Here is an 18,718-nt window from a genome sequence, read left to right as displayed (position 1 = left end):
ACATGGAGCTTTTGAAAAGTTTTTTTAAAGACAATGGAGTCAAAAAGGTAATTGCTTTGGTATTGCTGGTAATTGTTTTGTACAGTATTAGAGGGTTGTTGAATTTATTGTTATTGACCTTTATTTTTTCATATCTCTTTAACAGTCTTCAACAAGTTCTCCGTAAAACCATTTCAAAAGTGGTACCGGTCAAAGAGAAGTTGATCACCGTTGTGATGTATGCTGTTATTCTTTTCGCCGTCATTTTCGGTTTGACACGATATATCACACGTTCAGCAAAAGAATTAAGCGGAATAGCCAAAAATATAGCTTCGTTTAATATCGACAAATATACGAATCAGTTAAATCCAAGAATTGAAGCATTTTTAAAAGACATAAATTTGGAATCGTATGCAAAAGAAGCTGTCACATCAATCATTCATGCTATCCCGCATGTAAGTGAATTCAGTCTTCAATTGGTGTTGGCTTTCCTTTTAAGCTTTTTCTTATTAATTGGTAAAAAAGAGATAGCAGATTTTTGCAAAAAACTAGAAACAAGTAATATCCATTTTTTCTATTCGTATTACAAATACTTAGGGACGAATTTTGCCAATACCTTTGGCCGGGTTCTCCAGCTGCAAATTCTTATTTCCCTGATAAATGCTGTTTTATCGATTATTGGTTTAACAATACTTGGATTTCATCAGGTTATCGGCCTTGGTGTTATGATGTTTATTTTGGGACTGATACCAGTAGTTGGAGCCATCATTTCTTTTGTACCGCTTGCTATTATTGCGTTTACAATCGGCGGTATATCAAAAGTCTTATCGGTAGTGGTTCTGATTTTGATTCTTCACGCCTTGGAGAGCTATGTTCTTAACCCGAAATTAATGTCACAAGCGACTAAACTTCCTATTTTCCTGGCTTTTTTAACCTTAATCATATCTGAGCATTATTTAGGGGTATGGGGAATGTTATTAGGGATTCCTTTGCTCATGTTTTTGTTAGACCTTTTCAATGTAGAAACCAAAGAAATATGACCGCTCAACAGGGCGGTTTTTTTATTTTCTTATGGTTGAATCCCAAAAAACAGTGTGGTATATTAATACAGTATTAAAAATGACCAAAAAACAAAAATAGTCATTTTGATTTTAGAGGTGAAGTTATGGGAATAGATCGCAGAAAGTTAATTGTTGAGGCCGCTGAAAAATCCTTTTCTTTGTTTGGTTATAAAGCGACAACAATGGATCAGGTCGCAAAACTAGCTAGTGTGGGCAAAGGCACCATTTATACCTTTTTTAAAAACAAGGAAGAGTTATTTGCTGAAATTGCTTCTACCTTAGTACACGAGATGAAAGCAGAGGCGGAGGCTGTAATTCAGCCAGGACTGCCCTTTACGGAAAATGTCCATCGTGCTTTATTTCGGATGCTTGAGTTCCGCTCGGAGCATTTGCTCATGATCAAACTAATCCAGGAAGAGAAAGAGATGGGGACATTAGCGGTTACGGAAATGCTTCAGCATATAGAGAATGAAATCATTGCTTATATTAAGCATAAACTAGAGGGCGTTAATCATACGATTTTGCAGACTGACCTGGAGATAACTAGTTTTTTGCTGTTTAAGCTATACATTGCTCTAGTATCGGATTGGGAAAAGAATCACGAAGCTTTAAGTTCCGAAAAAATCGCAGAAATAATGAAGGTATTTTTATTAAAACGACTTTCGGATTAGAGTTTCTTTTTTTGCTGAAAAATGACTAAATGAGGTTTTTAGTCAATTAGATTACAACAAGACTATCAATGAGGTGAATATAATGAATGCTTTCGCATCGATAAAAAGTGAATTTATGCGGATCCTTCGCACGCGGAAGTTGCTAATCCCCATTATCGGTGTGATGACGATTCCGGTGCTTTACAGCGGAACTTACTTATGGGCTTTTTGGAATCCATATGCCCATTTGGACAGAATGCCAGTTGCAATTGTAAACAATGACCAGGGTGCCGTTTACAATAGCAAGCAGTTAAAAATTGGCGATGATTTAGTTAAGAATTTAAAAAAGAAAGAAACCTTTAATTGGGAATTTGTCAGTGCAAGCAGGGCTAAAAAAGGCCTGAAAGATCAGGATTATTATTTAGAAATTGAAATACCTGAAGATTTTTCAAAAAATGCAACGACACTGCAAAGTGATCATCCAAAAAAACTCAATTTAATCTATACAGTTAATGAAGGTAACAACTATTTGTCCTCAAAAATTGGTGACTCAGCCATTGAAAAAATAAAAGAAGAAGTTTCAGGCTCTGTAACGAAAACGTATGCTGAGTCTATGTTCAAATCTTTAAAAGATGTAGCAGAAGGGTTGAATAAGGCTAGTAACGGTGCCGGAGAACTCCATAAAGGTATTACCGACGCCAAGGATGGTGCAAATCGTCTAACTGAAGGAATTAAAACAGCGGGAAACGGCACAACCAATTTAGAGGACGGGGCAAAGACGGTTAATTCAGGTGCCAAGACGTTAGAACAAAATCTTGAGGTTCTAGCAGAAAAATCAGTTGCTTTCTCTAAAGGAGTAGATTCTGCTTCTTCTGGTTCACAACAGCTTCAAAGCGGATTGCAGCAATTCAGCACGGGCCTCGGGCAAATGAAAGAGGCGAATACTAAGCTGTTAGCAGGTGCAACGCAATCGGAGGCTGGAACAAAGCAATTATCTGATGGCTTAGCTTCAGCCGCGGGAAGTATGCCTGAACTGCAAAATGGTTCAAAAAGTATTGCAGAAGGTGCCTCTGGACTCTCTTCTTCCGTTGGAGAATGGAAGAATGGGGCAGATAAAACCAAAGCGGGTGCTGATAAGGTTAGTAACGGTTTACAGGATCTGCTCGCAAATGTAAAAGAGATGGAAAAAGGTACGCTTAATCCAAAGGAACAGGCAGAATTAAAAATAGTTGAGGAAAATCTTTCTCAATTATCGGACGGAAGCCAGCAGGTAGCCGGCGGTGTTGGTTCTTTGGCAAGCAATGCTGAGCTAATTAAACAAGGTTCCGACTCATTGGCTGCAGGTGCTAATAGGTTAAATCAAGGCCAACAAAAGTTAGAAGATGGGATAAACCTATTATCAGGAGGAGCTAATAAGCTGACTGGTGGACAGGAACAGTTAAAGCAGGGGCTTGCCCAGTTTGGTTCCAAGCTTGATGAAGCCCAACAAGGTTTTAGCCAGATTGAGAATGGCAGCAGTTCCCTAACTTCAGGATTAGGGCAATTAGCTTCCGGCTCTGCTTTAATGCAAAACGGAACCAATAAACTTGCACAGGGATCAAAACAACTGACAGATGGTACAACTTCGCTTTATAGAGGACAAAAAGAATTGAATAGCGGAATGACCAGCCTGTCAAATGGTTCAAATGAGTTATCAAATGGCATGAATAAACTTTCCAATGGCTCAAAAGAATTGAGCGACCAGCTGGGAAGCGGAGCTAAAGAAGCTGGTGAGGTGAAAGCCAACAAACATGTTTATGATATGTTTGCAAAGCCAGTAAATGTTGAGGATAAGAAAATGAACCATGTTCCAACATACGGAACTGGATTGGCACCTTATTTCTTGTCATTAAGTCTATTTGTTGGTGCGCTTATGCTCTCAGTTATTTTTCCAATGTTTGACCCAGCCTCAAAACCGAAGAGCGGATTCAGCTGGTTTATGGGTAAAGCAGGGGTTATTTTAGCGGTGGGAATTGGCCAGGCGCTATTAGTGGATGCTATCATGTTGTTGGGCCTTGGGCTTGAAGTAAAGAGTGTTCCCTATTTTATCATGCTAACTATTTTTACAAGCTGGACATTCCTAGCTATTGTTCAATTCCTTGTTACTGTGCTTGATAATCCGGGACGTTTCCTGGCTGTTATTATCTTGATTTTGCAATTAACAGGCAGTGCGGGAACGTATCCAATTGAACTAAGTCCTAAATTCCTGCAAGACATCATGCACTACTTGCCAATGACCTATTCAATTTCTGGATTTAGATCGGTAATTTCAACAGGAGATTTTGGATTTATGTGGGATAGCATTGGACATATTGCCATCTTCTTTGCTTTATTCCTAGCTGCCACATTAACTTTCTTTATTGCGAAATTCAAGCGCCAGCCTAATATACAGGTGCAAGAAGTATAGGAGAAGGACGGACCAATTAAAGGTCCGCCTCTTTTTTATTTCCTCGTCTCTTTTCGGATAACAGGAACAACTTCTGCTGCTAATCGTTCTATGTTTTCAGCCGTTTTTTATAGGGAAGTCCGCTGATATCCATTTGTGCTAAAAACGCTGTGGCCGAAAAGCTCCTAATGGTGCATGATTTTTTCGATGATTTGCTGTGGGCATCTGACAATAAGGGCAGCTTGATTTCATTCGAAGCAGAATAGTATGCCAGGGGGGGACTAACACCTTTCTGCCTGGGAAGTATAGGTCTTTGGATGATTCGAATTGATAATACAAGATCATTATGTTAAATTGAGAACAGGTTTTCTTTTAAAACATAGTATGCTTATAGGATTTATAAGTTTACCAGAGGTGTGAAGGAAATGGGAAGAGAATTTCTGGATGTTTTTGAAGAATGGGCCGATTCTTATGATGCTTCAGTATTGGGGCAAGATGAGGAATATAAAGAGGTATTTAAGAAATACGATAAAATTCTGGAGGAAGTGGCTTTACGTTCAAGGGGAAATGTTGTGGAGTTCGGTGTAGGAACAGGCAATATTACTGTTAAGCTGCTCGAGAAAGGGCATAAAGTAACAGGAATAGAACCATCAAAACCGATGAGGAAAATTGCAAAAGAAAAACTGGGAAGACATGCGGAAGTTATGGATGGCGACTTCCTGGTATTTCCTGAGCTAAATAACGTTATGTCCATTGTCAGTTCATATGCTTTTCATCATTTAACTGATGTAGAAAAAGAGGAAGCGATTAGCCTTTATGGCAAACTTTTGCCTAAAGAAGGTAAAATAGTGTTCGCTGATACAATGTATGAATCCGAAAAAGATTATTTAAAAGCAATTAACAATGCAAAGGAAAAAGGCTTCCATAATCTTGCGAGCAATCTGCAGTCCGAATACTATTCGACCATTCCCATTTTAAAAGGAATGATGGAGAAAAACGGTTTTTTAGTATCTTTTTTTCGATGCAATGATTTTGTCTGGATTATGGAGGGTGTTAAATTATAAACCTTTCCAGCTATTTCTGATGTTAGAAGTGGCAAAATAATAAAAAGAAATAAATCAATAGCCCGGAAAGGGTGTTTGTATGAAGGTATTTAAAGATATCCATTCAATAATCGGAAATACTCCAATTGTAGAAATAAACAGCTTTTCTTTGCCGGAAGGTGTCCATATTTTTGCCAAGCTTGAATTTATGAATCCAGGAGGAAGTGTGAAAGACCGATTAGGTCAGGAGCTTCTAAGAGATGCAATTGAAAGCGGAAGGTTAAAAAGAGGCGGAACTATAATTGAACCAACCGCTGGAAATACTGGGATTGGTATAGCCCTTGCTGCGCTAAACCAAGATATAAATGTGATCTTTTGTGTTCCTGAGAAATTCAGTACAGAAAAGCAGCTAATTATGAAGGCGTTAGGAGCGGAAATCGTTCACACCCCTACTGAAAAAGGTATGAAGGGAGCTATTGAAAAAGCTGCAGAGCTGGTGGAAGAAATCCCTGGTTCCTTCTGTCCTCAGCAATTTTCCAATCCTGCCAATCCTCAAACGTATTATAAAACCCTTGGTCCTGAAATCTGGAATCAGATGGATGGAAAAGTGAATATATTCGTTGCTGGAGCTGGATCTGGCGGGACCTTCATGGGTACGGCTAAATTTTTAAAGAAAAAAATAAGGATATCAAAACGGTAATTGTTGAACCTGAGGGTTCAATTATCAATGGCGGGCAGCCAGGACCTCATAAAACAGAAGGGATTGGAATGGAATCGTTGCCTGATTTCATGGACCCGTCTTATTTTGACTACATCCATACTATTTCTGATCAGGATGCCTTCAGCCTTGTAAGTGAACTGGCATTAAAAGAAGGACTTTTGGTTGGAAGTTCATCGGGTGCAGCTTTTAAGGCTGCTCTTATTGAAGCTGAACAGGCAGCTACAGAAACGAATATTGTCGTTATTTTTCCAGATGGAAGTGAAAGATACTTAAGTAAGAATATTTATGAAGGTGGGATTTAAGATGAAAAGGAAGACAAAGCTTATTCATGGCGGGATCAGCAGTGACCCGCATACTGGTGCAGTTTCAGTGCCAATCTACCAGGTCAGTACCTACAAACAGGAAGGTGTAGGGGGACATAAAGGTTTTGAATATTCACGTACCGGTAATCCAACAAGGCAGGCTCTTGAAGAATTAATAAAAGATATTGAAGGCGGCACTGCCGGCTTTGCTTTTGGTTCGGGAATGGCTGCTATTACAGCAGTCATGATGCTGTTTAATAAAGGAGATCATGTCATCATGACAGATGATGTATATGGCGGAACATTCCGGGTGATGAGCAAAGTGCTGAATCGATTCGGAATTGAATCGACCTTTGTAGATACAAGCAACCCGAAAAATATCCACAGTGAGATACGTGAAAATACCAAAGCTCTTTATTTAGAAACACCAACCAATCCGCTTTTAAAAATTACAGATATTGAGGCAGCTTCCAGTTTGGCAAAAGAAAACGGTCTCTTAACAATTGTTGATAATACTTTCTCCACCCCTTACTGGCAAAATCCAATTGAACTTGGTGCAGATATTGTATTGCACAGTGCCACCAAATATATTGGAGGACATAGCGATGTGGTAGCAGGTCTTGTGGTTGTAAACACCGAGAAGCTTGCACAGGATCTCCACTTTGTGCAAAATTCTACAGGTGGTGTACTGGGACCTCAGGATTCATGGCTATTAATGAGGGGGATCAAAACCTTGGGTATCAGAATGGAAGAGACAGAGGAAAATACTGCAGCTATTGTAAATTTCCTGAATCAGCATCCTTCTGTCAAAAAGGTATTTTATCCTGGCCTTGAGAACCATCCAAACCATGAAATTGCCAAAAAACAGGCCAGAGGTTTTGGAGGAATGGTGTCATTTGATGTGGGCAGTGGGGAAAAAGCGGATCATCTATTAAGTAAAATTCATTACTTCACTTTAGCTGAGAGTCTTGGTGCGGTTGAAAGTTTAATATCCGTGCCGGCCCGCATGACACATGCATCCATTCCAGCGGAGCGAAGAGCAGAGCTCGGCATTACTGAAGGTTTGGTTCGCATTTCGGTAGGGCTAGAGGATGTAGAAGATTTAATTGAGGATCTTCGAAAGGCGCTTGAGTAAACAACCAATTATTTTAAAAGCAGTTCCATAATTGTGCTGTATCTATAAAACACATAAAAGAAGCAGAGTACATTTTGAATTACTCTGCTTTTTTTATGTGTACATATTAGATCCAACTATTACTTATCTTCTCTTAATAAATAATCATTCCCATCCTGATCTTTGAATGAAAACATCGTTCCAAATGGCATTCTTAACAGATCTTCAACTTTTACGCCATTTTGTTTCATTTTCTCATAGGCTGCTTCTATGTCGTTTGTGCTGAAAAGAATAGATGGGTGAGCAACGGCCTCTGGTTTTTGCTGTTCCATTGCCTCTTTAGAATAGAGGACCAATGTAGTAAACTCGTCATCACTAGGCCCAACCTCTATCCAGGAAAAGTCTGGCCCCATAGGTTGTTCCATTTTTAGGACAAAGCCTATTTTATCAATCCAAAAATCTTTTGCTTCTTCTTGGTCTTTCACATAGACAGTAACTTTTCCAATTTTATTTATCATTTTTATGTACTCCTTTTTTACACTTTTTTCTTTTAAATCCTTAATTATTTTATCAATCACTTTTGTTATTATCAATTCCCTTTATGATTATAATTTGAATAAAGGAAAGGTAATAACGTTTTTAACCAGCATCGGTATAACTTCCTTCAAAAGAATGTAAATTTTTATAAGTAAGGAATCCTCTCCAACTATTAATTTTGAAACACCTGATGAACAACTTGATTTAGATTAATGTTCCCAACATAGTTAAGGAAAAAGATATTCAAATCGCGCTAACAAACTCATTAGGATTTGGCGGGCATAATGCCAAAATAATTTTTAAAAAGTTTAGTAAATAAACCGCGATAATACGTGGAGTAGATGCTGCCAGACAGAGTCGTGAAGAAAAACAGCAGAACATTCAGCTGTTTTGTCCGGGTTAAACGATTCTTCCTTTTCCTTTACTATATCTCCTTCCACTTCAAAGGCTTGATATTTGTTGTTTTTATTGTAATAAACGTTTACAGAGTACTTTTCAAAAGGGTGTTTTTTATTATATCCACGGAAAAAGAAACAAAGTGGCATAAAATAAGTAAAAACGTATCGGAAGTGTTTATAGTGGAAAGAATTTCTGTTGTTTTACAAGGAAAAGATTATATTTATAACTTTTTCAATGCATGGATGCAGCAGCTGATTTGGGAGATTGGGTTATCTTTTTCCATAAAAGTATTGTGATTAAAAAAATGGTAAACCCATCTTATGTATGCGAGATTTACTAAAGAAAAAATATATGAAAGGTTAGATATGATGAAAAGATTAGCTGTTTTTTGTGTTAGTATGTTGCTTATCTTTATAGCGGGATGTAATTCGGAACATTTAAAGGTGGACCTTTTGACACCAAAAACATTTACCCCTGGTCAAGTTTCGCCGATAAAAATGAAAGTTACTGATAATAAAGGTAACCCAATAAAAGGTGCAAAAATTAGTGTTAAATTTAAAATGCAGGGGATGAATATGAAACCTGGGAATGATTCCATGGTCGCTAATGAAACAGGAGATGGATTGTATACTGGCAACGCCAATCTGCAAATGGAAGGGGATTATACTGCAACCATTAAAGTGGACCAAAATGGGAAAAAATTCGAACAAGAAAAACGATTTTCTATTATAAGGAAATAAGATAATGATAAACTCGCTATGATAACAATGAGGGGCAAGCAGCTTTAGTTTATTGAAATCCAATTTAAAGAAGCTTTTAAATTAGTTAAATAATAGTACAGAAAAGGCTTAAGGAACACTTCCTAAGGCCTTTTTTAATTGAATAAACAAGCTGATTTGTTTAATCGGAACGGTTCCTGGCACCCATAAAGCATCGCATCCAAAACAAATGTGGTTCCATTATCGGGGAGTTTAAATAGACTTTTAATTTTATACTTCGAACTTCTATGTAAAAATAAGATATAAATAATGTAAGAAAAAGGAATGCGGAGGCGGTTAAAGGGGCTAGGAAAAATTTTTATGGAGCATACATCCACAATAACAAAAGTGCTTATTTCAATGGCAATTCTCGTGTAGTTTGCTTATCGAGTTGAGCTTGGCAACAACGCTAACAAATAATCTTGAGAGACTAACCCATATGTTTAGTTTCTATTTCCCTTGCTCTTAGTTCAGGAAAAAGGATGAGGGGTGTGATGAATATCACAGCAGAGTTAAGTTCCTTATTTTATAATTTACAATCAGTAAGTTTATGAAAAAACTTTTTTCCGCTGAAAGGGATTATGTGAATGCCCAGTCTTATAGAAAATCTTAAAGAATCACTAAAAGAGACCAAAAATCGATTGGAACTTATCAATGAACACGGCAATAATGCATTAAATGTAATTTACCATCATGGTTTTCCTCAAATCCGTGGAAATATTCAAGAATTTCTACCAAAAGAAATCCAAGGGTTAGAATTGAGAATCCGACAATAGGAAAAGGAAGAACGATTAACATATAAATATAGCAATAAACAATAATAGGGTCTAATGGACTCTTTATATTTTTGATTATCAATAGTGGCATACAAAAAGACCCGAACTAATTGGTCTTTTTTCTTTGGTAATAAATCAACAATGTTTTTAATAGAGCCTTAAAACAGAAAGAGGGCGGAGATACCTCCTGCCCTTAAATTTACCTACTCGTTCATAGAATCGCTTTTATTTCTCACATTACGATTCTTAGTTTGAGCATCTCCACAAGCACCCTAGCTAACTTGAATGCCAAGCGCACTGCCTGGACTACCGCCGCTTACCTACCCACGTCTCACTTTCACTACCACCTTGGTTCATAGTTTTGATGTCACTTCGGTTTGCGTTTCCAACCGATTGATTGATTAGCATGGTTACGGCCATGGATATGGGAGCTATCCTTTACGCCACCACCATGGATCCCTTCATAATGGTGGATGTTATCAGATTTACCAACATTGATACTGTTGTTAATTCTCATAATGGATTTAACCCCATGGTGCAATTTCTTCAGGTGTATTAAATTTTCAAAAAATCGATTGAAGACTTATAAGCAGGTTGACACAAATTATAAACTTTATTAGCCTGTTTCCATCAAAAGGTTTTCCTAAGTTTTGAAGTAAATCCGAATTTATCTCTTCAAGATAAACAACTTCATTTTTGTATATGTTAATTAATAAAATCGAAGGAATAAATGAATGAGAGCAGAAATTAAAACAACTTAAAAAACAATTAAGACCCATACTGTGTAACAGAGTGAAGGAAGCACCGACTGTGGCGCTTCCTTAGAGGTGTAAAGGGTCTGGCCTGGTGAATCAGTCAAAGCCTCTTAAGGGACAGCAACGCAAGAACTTAAAAAAGATTGTTTTCTACCATTTCTTTTTGTGTTTCTGATTATCACAGTTGCAATTCACGACAACGATTGGGTTACCCACATTTGTTAAAGTTACAGTGTCAGTATCATTTTGTGCCTGTGCTTGAGTTTGTCGTTGTAGCTGTGCTTGCAGTTGCGCTTGCAGTTGCGCTTGAAGTTGCGCCTGCCGCTGGTTCTGTGATTGGACTACACGCTGTGTCTGTAATTGAGTAAGAAGTTGCTCTTGGAGAACTTCTTGGATTTTCAATAGCCTTTCTCTGACTCTTTCATCCATATGAATTCCACCTCCTTATTGAGTTATTAGTAACATATGAAAAACATAATTGGTTTGAAGTGGACAAGCGCGGAAAATTAACAACATTGAAACGGATGCCTATGCTCCATAAATTCATTTATCACCATATATTTATAATGTGCTAGGGATTAATTACATTAAGAAGGTTACCTGTAATAATGGGGTGCATAAAAGGACGCACAGGTAAAGCAGTATGATCTCTAACACATATTTCGGATGGGCAATTATTTCTTCGATTTGTTGCAGCATCTTACGTTGAAGTAGTGGAACGGTCTTTCAAGAATGGGATGCCTTATTCACGTCATGTAATGGCTGAACAAGTGATAGAAAGAGTTTGCAATTTTCTCGTTTGGGTTACTTTACTCTTTCACAGAATATATCCAGTTAGTTGCACTGTTAATCATTAACAATTAAAAGAAGGACCCCCAATAGGGTCCCGTTGAAGTAAATAGCAATGCTGAATGAAAACAAGGGAAATGGAACAGGAGATTGTAAAAGGTCAAAAGGCATTAGCCAGACAAATTTTTGCAGAAAAAAGCAAGAGACTCTTATAACTGAGACGAAGGCATTAGTAGAAAAGAGAACCCGCCAGGCAAAGCTTGCAATTGACCAGGGTGAAGAAGAAATCGCTAAATTGGCTGTCCAGGAAAAACTCACTCATGAAAAGCAGCTAAGCCTATACCAAGGACAACTGGAGTCAATTAAAGAGCAAACAAAAATTATTTTGGAAAAATTAGAGCAGCTAAAAGTGACCTACCAGCAGATGCAGCAAAAGAAAATCATTCTTGCTTCAAGAGCAAATGTTGCACAGTCAATGAAGCAAATCCAAAAAGCAACGGTTTCCTTCCAGTCAGACTCAATTGCGAGATGAATGGCCCGTGCAGAAGAGAAAGTTTTACTGATGGAGGCAGAAGTGCAGGCTGGAAACCAATTTCCTGCACCATTAGCATTTTTGGGGATTGCATTATACATTAGTTTTATTATGTCAAAAAGAGCGATGATTCCCATTAGCGGAGCATTTACAAGACAAAGAAAATTCGTTGCTTTACGCCTCACATGAGCTCCGTACACCATTAAGTGATTTGTTATCTTCCATTGATGCAATGGAAATGACGATCGAATCTCAAAAGGAAGATTTTATAGGAAAAGTAGTTTTGAATATGAGGCAGGAAGTAAAGCGAATGACCAATCTCGTTAGCGATTTGTTAACACTGGCCCGTTCGGATTCAAATTTATTAGAGACCAGGGCAGAAGCTTTTGATTTTTGCGAACAGGGAGAAAAAACAGCAGACTCCATTCGCCCTCTTGCTGATGCAAAGGAAATCACACTTGACTTGAAAACCCCTGCTGCCATACCTGTAACCGGAGACCCTCAAAGATTATTGCAGCTATTAAACATTCTTTTAGATAATGCTATTAAATACACTTCGAATGGAGGAACTGTAAAATTATATTTGTCTCATGAAGGAAACGATCTATTTATCAAAGTACAGGATAATGGAATGGGTATCGCGGCAAAGGACCTCCCTCATATTTTTGAACGGTTTTATCGTGCTGATAAGTCCCGGGGGAGACAAATGGGGGGCAAGGTCTAGGACTTTCAATTGCAAAATGGATTGTGGATACCCGCCATGGAGCCATCAAAGTGAGCAGTGAAATAGGAAAAGGAACCATCTTTACTGTTCGCCTCCCTATATTTTGCAAATCTATAAACATCTAAAAGAAAAATACTATTTAATTATATTCGTTTCCCTTGTAAGAAAAATAACCGTGAATTGAGTTTTTTAGCAAAAATGGGACTGTATAATAGAACATACGATATCCGAAACAAAAATCCCCTCAAGAAGGGGATTTTTAACTTAAAGGGGATATCATTAGACCAGAGCTGTCATTTTGGCAGCTTTTTTACTGTATAAATGGGCAGAAAAGGGGTTTTTCGAAATTTTAGAAAAATAACTTGCTAAATAGCAGGGGAACAAGGGCCAAATACAGAATTGCTTGGGCTAACAGGACCATAAATAAAATTCATATAACCCAATTTAGGAAACTCCTAAAAGTGATACTTTTTTAATCCCAACATATGCTTAATTACCAATTCAGTTTTTTTGAAGGGAGATATCCTCATGCCAAGGATAAAATTTATGATTAGAGGGTTTCTGAATGAACCTTTATGGTTCAAATTAATAATCTCTATAACTTTTCTAGCTTCCGTTATTTTAAGCAGTTCATTTTTTTCAAATCATGCTTATTTGCAGAGTAGTTCAAAATTAGCAGCGGCCATATTCTTTTGTACTTATGGTATTAAAATTAGGAGGAGTTTTACAAGAGCTTTAATCTTATTTGCATGCTCTGTTTTTTGTATTTACCTGTCAATCATGGCATTGTTTTAGTGGGAAATCCAGTTAAATTTTAAAAGAACGGATATAACTTTTGTTACGAATTAAAATAACCACAAAAAAGAGAAATAGAGTGACTACTTCTCTTTTTTGATTATTTAATCTAGTTTATCCTGATTTTCCTTTTCATAGGCGATAACTACAACTTTCTTGTTCGCCTTTTCGCTAAGCTTATCCTCAATAGTTTTTAGCTCATCAACTAAATTGTCTGACAGGTTAGCTGCTGTATAGGACTGGGAATCCATCATCTTCACCTCTGCTTTTAACAGTATTCTTTCCGGCTAAATTGGAGTGTATTCAAGCTTTTTTTCTAAAACGCTGCGTAAAGGATCATTTTGTGGGTTTTGCAATGTTGATCGGTGCGGAAGACGGGAAACTCTTCGAAAATGCATTTGCATTTCCTTCGTGCGGTGTGAATACGAGGATGCAGTGTCAATGTCCTGGGGGGAAAAGAGTGTCAAAGGGAGACACCAGAAGCGGAAAGCAAGCGCCGAGAGCAAAATCAACGGGGCAAGTTTATCATAGCCTTCTAAAAAAAATGAACAGAATGGAAAATTAAATTTAAGCCAATACATAATTACTTGCTTTATATAGAAATTTCCGCTAACATAAAAAATATAATTTCTACATATTGATTTTCTTAATTAAAAACAACTACATATAGTTACGCCTTGAGATGCGATGCCAGTAGGCTTAATAGGGAATCTGGTTTAAATCCAGAACTGCCCCCGCAACTGTAAATGCGACGAAATGAACAAACCACTTTACAATATGCTCGGAAACGGGTGCTTGTATGGGAAGGGTTCAAAGTAGAGTGAAGCATGAGTCAGGAGACCTGTCATATCTTAAGTAGTTTCACTTCCTCGGGGATTGGGAAGATGAAACGATGGCAATCAGAAGGTTTGTCCAATTCTTTTTTTCATATTCCTTTTGGTGTGATCGTTTCATCCGCTCAATAACATGAGCGGATTTTTTATTTTATTGGAGGGGATAAACATGAATAAAAAGCTGGACGCGGAACACCAAAATGTAATAAGGGTTATCGATGAAGCAGCCAAAAAGTATGGATTAGAGGTATCCGGATTAAAAAAGAGATTGGCAGAATTGGAGTTAACAGAACAAGACGCCAACCAGCAAGCAATGTTTTATGCTTTGAACAGGATTGCCATGGATCAGCCGGAATGGACATTTGTGGCTGCCAGACTCTATCTCAATGAATTGTATCGGGAAGCAGGGAAAAATCGAAATTATGATGCTGCTCTGCTGTATGGAGATTTTTATCAGTTAGTTAAAACCTTGGTAAAAAAAGGGGTATATTCTGCAGATTTATTAAGTTATTCAAAGGAAGAAATGGAAGAATTTTCGCACGAAATCAATGCTGAGAGGGACCATTTATTTAATTACATAGGTTTATTTTTATTGGCTGACCGTTATCTTGCAAGGGATTACGAACGAAACATTTATGAACTCCCGCAAGAAAGATTCATGGTTATAGCTATGACCTTAATGTTGAAGGAGAAAAAAGAAAAAAGGGTTTCCCTCGTAAAAGAAGCATATTGGGCTATGAGCAACTTGTATATGACTGTTGCGACTCCTACATTATCAAATGCCGGTAAATCATATGGACAATTATCCTCCTGCTTTATTGATACAGTTGATGATTCTCTTGATGGTATTTACTTAAATAATTGGGATATTGCAAGGTTAAGCAAGGATGGCGGAGGTATTGGAATCTACTATGGAAAGGTCCGAGCGCTTGGTTCTGATATTAAAGGCTTCAAAGGAATGTCTTCTGGTGTGATTCCTTGGATACGCCTGATTAATGATACGGCGGTTAGTGTAGACCAGCTCGGACAGCGGCAGGGAGCAATCGCTATTTATCTGGATATTTTCCATAAAGACATTATGAATGGCTTTCTGGATCTAAAGACCAACAACGGAGACGAACGTCGTAAAGCTCATGATATTTTTACCGGTGTTAGCATTCCTGACTTATTTATGGAAAAGCTTCTTGAAACAGACGAAATGGGGAAAAGTATCGGTTTATGGCATACTTTTTGCCCACATCAAGTGAAACAGCAGATGGGCTGGAAAGATATAGAGGGAAATCCGTTGGGACTGGAAGATTTCTACGATGAAATTGATAGAAAACATTTTACCGAAAAATACAATGAAGCGGTCAATAATCCATTACTTCCGAGAAAAACATACCGGGCAATGGATATCATGGCGCGAATCATGGTTGCTCAGCTTGAAACAGGCACGCCATATATGTTTTACAGGGATGAGATAAACAGACAAAATCCCAATAAACATCTGGTGGGAGAAGGAAGAACTTCTATCTATTGCAGTAATCTTTGTACGGAAATTTCTCAGAATATGTCGCCGACAACCATTATAAAAGAGTACCAGAATGAGGATGGTGACTTAGTCATTGTTCGCAGACCAGGTGATTTTGTGGTCTGTAATCTGTCTTCTATTAATTTATCAAAAGCGGTTCCTGCTAATGTCCTTGAGAGAATCATTAATATACAGGTCCGTATGCTCGATAATGTGATTGATTTAAATACTATAACAGTTGGACAGGCACAAGTGACGAATAAAAAATTCAGGGCTGTCGGTCTTGGAACTTTCGGCTGGCATCATTTACTGGCATTAAGAGGAATGTATTGGGAATCAGAGGAAGCTGTACAATATGCTGATCATCTCTATGAAGATATCGCTTTTTATGCCATTCGTGCATCAAATGAATTAGCAAAGGAAAAAGGAGCTTACAGCCAATTTAGAGGCTCGGAATGGGAAACAGGAAAATATTTTGAGAGAAGGGAGTATACCTCAAAAAGGTGGAAGGAACTTCAGGAAGAGGTAGCGCAGACAGGAATTCGAAATGGATGGCTGATGGCTGTAGCCCCTAATTCATCTACAGCAAAGATCGGCGGGTCAACCGATGGCATAGACCCCATATATGCGGTGGAATATGCAGAAGAGAAGAAAAACTTTAAATTTAAAGTGACTGCTCCTGATCTCAACCATATTACCTATGAATTCTATCGGCGAGCCAGACATCAAATTGATCAGAAGTGGAGCATCAGGCAAAACGCAAAACGGCAGAGACATATTGATCAATCAATCAGCTTTAACATTTACGTAAGGCATGATATAAAGGCGAAAGAATTATTAAACCTGCATCTAGAAGCATGGAAGCTGGGCTTGAAAACCACCTATTATGTAAGAAGTACTTCTCAGTCAGAAATCGAAGAATGTGAAGCCTGCCATAGCTAATCAAAGGGAGATTAAAGATGAATATTAATATGCCATTAAATAAAAGTAAATTATTAAATCCATTGGAGCCTAACCGTTCAACAGGTATTATCAACGGTGCGTCTTCAGGATTGCTCAATTGGAATGACATTGCCTATCCGCAAATGTATGGTCTTTATCAGACACTATTATCAAATTTCTGGAAGGCTCAGGAAATCAATATGCAGGATGATATTAAACAATGGGATTCTCTTTCACCGGAGGAACAGGTTATTTTTCTAAGAATAACTACTCAGCTTGCTTCCCTCGATAGTCTTCAAACACCAACAATGAGCCAGGTGATGGACTATGTGACAGATTCAAGCTTTAAAGCGATATTTGCTGTCATTTCCCAGCAGGAGGCTGTCCATAATGAATCCTATTCTTATATTCTGAGTTCCTTAGTCCCTTTGAGTGAACAAAATCATCGATTTAATGAGGCAAAGGAGGATCCGATTGTTCAAAAGAGGAACGAGCTTATTTTAGGAGCATATGAAAAGTTCAGGCAAAATCCGTCGCCCCAAAGTCTTTTTGAACTGGGGATCAACTCTATTAATTTAGAAGGTATTTATTTCTATGCAGGTTTTGCCTTCTTCTATAATCTTGCAAGTCAGCAAAAAATGCTCAAAACGAGTACGATGATTAGCTATATCCAAAGGGATGAGATGCAGCATTCTTATTTTATTTCCCAATTTATCCGAATCCTTTTAGCGGAAAATCCCGAGCTTAATACTGAAGAAAATATTCAGTATATATACGATACAATCGGCAAAGCGGTTTGCCTAGAAAAGGAATGGGCTGGAGTTGTTTTGAAAGATATTAATGGAATTGACTTAAAAGAATTTAATGGTTATGTGGAATATCTGGCAAATAAAAGGCTTCGCCAGCTCGGACTTGAAAATTTTTATGAGGATCGAAATAATTCAATGCCATGGATCCAGGTATTCAGTGACGAGATGATCAATGAAACAAAGTCAGATTTCTTTGAGCAAAAATCCAGAACCTATACCAAGGTTACCCAGTCCAACGGCTTCGATGAGCTATAAAATAGCCCTTATTTATACTTCGGTCACTGGAAATACGAAAAGATTAATAGAAATATTGGAGAAGTGTTTCCAAAAATATTCTCACTCCCTTCAAATTTTTATAGCTCAAGAGTTTCCAATCGAGGAGATGGCGGCCTATGATGCTATTATTATTGCCACCTATACATGGGGAAATGGATGCATTCCTAAAGAAATACGGCAAATTTATCGAGGCTTCGAAAGGCCGGATATAAGAAACCTAGTAACAGGGGTTGCGGGGACTGGTGACAGCTTCTATCCTAATTTTTGCGGAGCCGTTGATGCATTTAGAGACATGCTTGTTGTTCAAACGAACCTAGCAGCAACTTTGAAAATTGAGTTAGCCCCTCAATCAAAGGACTATACACGTTGTGTTAAATTTTCGGACTCTATAATAAAACGCTTGAGATTAAAGTGATAAAAATATGAGAAGAGGTGCATTAATCGTTTTAGGTTAATGCACGCTTTTCTGTAACCAAACGATTAGCTTTTTCCTACATTTAGTTCCATAAATGTAGAGATACTTCTGAAGCCAAGCTTTTCATAAAGAGATTTAGCTGGATTACCCGTAAATACATTCAGCTGTATGGTCTCAACCCCTAAAGCAGAAAGATTTTGAATACCAGCCTTTATTAAATTTTTTCCAATTCCAAAATTTCTGTATCCGGGAAAGACGTACAGATGAAAAACGTTGCCAATGTTTTTCCCTGTCATCGAACTTCGATCTAAACCTATTAATGCCCAACCTTTTAACCAACCACTTTCTTCCTCTATAAGGTAATACGCACCATTCCGAATAAGTGGCAGAAACATGTTATAACCACCATAGGGATCATTAGTGGAATGACTTCTTGTGCTTTCTTCTATTACATGTCCTGTAAGCCTAAGAATATAATCAGTCTCCATTTCGTTCGCTACTCTAATTGTCATATCAGCACCCCAGAATATACATACTCTGATTTAATATATATAAGCGCCAAGATGTAAG

Annotated in this window: 14 protein-coding genes, 4 pseudogenes and 1 riboswitch; of the genes and pseudogenes, 13 read left to right on the top strand and 5 right to left on the bottom strand. The window is 37.8% G+C overall.

The window, feature by feature from the left end; translation table 11 throughout:
- The first annotated feature begins 2 nt into the window (after positions 1–2).
- The 3 genes from G8761_RS09275 (at position 3) to G8761_RS09265 (ending at position 4,136) form a co-directional block, all read left to right on the top strand.
- Positions 3–1,019, top strand: a complete 1,017-nt coding sequence (locus tag G8761_RS09275) for an AI-2E family transporter (protein ID WP_166025860.1) — start codon at positions 3–5, stop codon at positions 1,017–1,019.
- Between the two features lie 125 nt (positions 1,020–1,144).
- Positions 1,145–1,711 carry a TetR/AcrR family transcriptional regulator gene (locus G8761_RS09270; RefSeq protein ID WP_166025858.1) on the top strand — a complete coding sequence of 189 codons (567 nt, stop codon included), beginning with the start codon at positions 1,145–1,147 and terminating at the stop codon, positions 1,709–1,711.
- 82 nt (positions 1,712–1,793) lie between these two features.
- Positions 1,794–4,136: a YhgE/Pip domain-containing protein gene (locus G8761_RS09265; RefSeq protein WP_166025856.1), complete on the top strand. Its 2,343-nt coding sequence runs from the start codon at positions 1,794–1,796 to the stop codon at positions 4,134–4,136.
- A 35-nt stretch (positions 4,137–4,171) separates the two neighbouring features.
- Here G8761_RS09265 and G8761_RS27825 read toward each other — a convergent pair.
- Positions 4,172–4,360, bottom strand: a pseudogene (locus G8761_RS27825) (LLM class flavin-dependent oxidoreductase); the annotation flags it as partial.
- Between the two features lie 180 nt (positions 4,361–4,540).
- On the opposite strand from G8761_RS27825, the gene G8761_RS09255 reads away from it, so the two are divergent.
- The 3 genes and pseudogenes from G8761_RS09255 to G8761_RS09245 all read left to right on the top strand — a co-directional run bounded on the left by G8761_RS09255 (position 4,541) and on the right by G8761_RS09245 (position 7,316).
- The gene (locus tag G8761_RS09255; RefSeq protein ID WP_166025854.1) at positions 4,541–5,179 is read left to right on the top strand and encodes a class I SAM-dependent DNA methyltransferase; all 639 of its coding nucleotides are present in this window, start codon (positions 4,541–4,543) and stop codon (positions 5,177–5,179) included.
- A gap of 79 nt (positions 5,180–5,258) precedes the next feature.
- Positions 5,259–6,181 (top strand): annotated as a pseudogene (locus tag G8761_RS09250) (PLP-dependent cysteine synthase family protein).
- Between the two features lies 1 nt (position 6,182).
- Positions 6,183–7,316 carry a bifunctional cystathionine gamma-lyase/homocysteine desulfhydrase gene (locus G8761_RS09245; RefSeq protein WP_166025852.1) on the top strand — a complete coding sequence of 378 codons (1,134 nt, stop codon included), beginning with the start codon at positions 6,183–6,185 and terminating at the stop codon, positions 7,314–7,316.
- Between the two features lie 119 nt (positions 7,317–7,435).
- On the opposite strand, the gene G8761_RS09240 is transcribed toward G8761_RS09245, so the two are convergent.
- Positions 7,436–7,813 (bottom strand): VOC family protein, encoded by a 378-nt coding sequence (locus G8761_RS09240; RefSeq protein WP_166025850.1) that lies wholly within the window; start codon positions 7,811–7,813, stop codon positions 7,436–7,438.
- A 181-nt stretch (positions 7,814–7,994) separates the two neighbouring features.
- On the opposite strand from G8761_RS09240, the pseudogene G8761_RS27100 reads away from it, so the two are divergent.
- Both G8761_RS27100 and G8761_RS09235 read left to right on the top strand, forming a co-directional pair.
- Positions 7,995–8,151: pseudogene (locus G8761_RS27100) on the top strand (beta-ketoacyl-[acyl-carrier-protein] synthase II); the annotation flags it as partial.
- A 400-nt stretch (positions 8,152–8,551) separates the two neighbouring features.
- Complete coding sequence (locus G8761_RS09235) at positions 8,552–8,971, top strand: FixH family protein (protein WP_338000933.1); 420 nt, start codon at positions 8,552–8,554, stop codon at positions 8,969–8,971.
- Between the two features lie 1,699 nt (positions 8,972–10,670).
- Here the strand turns inward: G8761_RS09235 and G8761_RS09230 are convergent.
- Positions 10,671–10,949 carry a hypothetical protein gene (locus G8761_RS09230; protein ID WP_166025846.1) on the bottom strand — a complete coding sequence of 93 codons (279 nt, stop codon included), beginning with the start codon at positions 10,947–10,949 and terminating at the stop codon, positions 10,671–10,673.
- Positions 10,950–11,424: 475 nt separating this feature from the next.
- Between G8761_RS09230 and G8761_RS09225 the strand changes: the two genes are divergently transcribed.
- Together G8761_RS09225 and G8761_RS09220 are read left to right on the top strand one after the other, a co-directional pair.
- Positions 11,425–11,841, top strand: a complete 417-nt coding sequence (locus G8761_RS09225; RefSeq protein WP_166025844.1) for a PspA/IM30 family protein — start codon at positions 11,425–11,427, stop codon at positions 11,839–11,841.
- A gap of 169 nt (positions 11,842–12,010) precedes the next feature.
- Positions 12,011–12,690 (top strand): annotated as a pseudogene (locus tag G8761_RS09220) (sensor histidine kinase).
- Positions 12,691–13,464: 774 nt separating this feature from the next.
- Here the strand turns inward: G8761_RS09220 and G8761_RS09210 are convergent.
- Positions 13,465–13,614 (bottom strand): hypothetical protein, encoded by a 150-nt coding sequence (locus G8761_RS09210; RefSeq protein ID WP_166025840.1) that lies wholly within the window; start codon positions 13,612–13,614, stop codon positions 13,465–13,467.
- Between the two features lie 414 nt (positions 13,615–14,028).
- A riboswitch (cobalamin riboswitch) is annotated at positions 14,029–14,223 on the top strand.
- 139 nt (positions 14,224–14,362) lie between these two features.
- Here G8761_RS09210 and G8761_RS09205 point away from each other — a divergent pair.
- From G8761_RS09205 to G8761_RS09195, 3 genes are read left to right on the top strand one after another with little or no spacing between them, the layout of a single operon-like run.
- Complete coding sequence (locus tag G8761_RS09205; RefSeq protein ID WP_166025838.1) at positions 14,363–16,648, top strand: ribonucleoside-diphosphate reductase subunit alpha; 2,286 nt, start codon at positions 14,363–14,365, stop codon at positions 16,646–16,648.
- 17 nt (positions 16,649–16,665) lie between these two features.
- On the top strand, positions 16,666–17,712 hold the full coding sequence (locus G8761_RS09200) for a ribonucleotide-diphosphate reductase subunit beta (RefSeq protein WP_166025836.1): 1,047 nt from the start codon (positions 16,666–16,668) through the stop codon (positions 17,710–17,712).
- Complete coding sequence (locus tag G8761_RS09195) at positions 17,702–18,148, top strand: flavodoxin domain-containing protein (RefSeq protein ID WP_166025834.1); 447 nt, start codon at positions 17,702–17,704, stop codon at positions 18,146–18,148. The genes G8761_RS09200 and G8761_RS09195 overlap by 11 nt, the downstream gene beginning before the upstream one ends.
- Before the next feature lie 65 nt (positions 18,149–18,213).
- Here the strand turns inward: G8761_RS09195 and G8761_RS09190 are convergent, their stop codons facing one another.
- Positions 18,214–18,660, bottom strand: a complete 447-nt coding sequence (locus G8761_RS09190; protein ID WP_166025832.1) for a GNAT family N-acetyltransferase — start codon at positions 18,658–18,660, stop codon at positions 18,214–18,216.
- Positions 18,661–18,718: the final 58 nt, after the last annotated feature.

This window comes from Neobacillus terrae (genome assembly GCF_011393025.1).
GTDB lineage: Bacteria > Bacillota > Bacilli > Bacillales > Cytobacillaceae > Neobacillus_A > Neobacillus_A terrae.
Note: the sequence above shows the minus strand (reverse complement) of the source record. Positions and strands in the feature narration are given on the sequence as shown.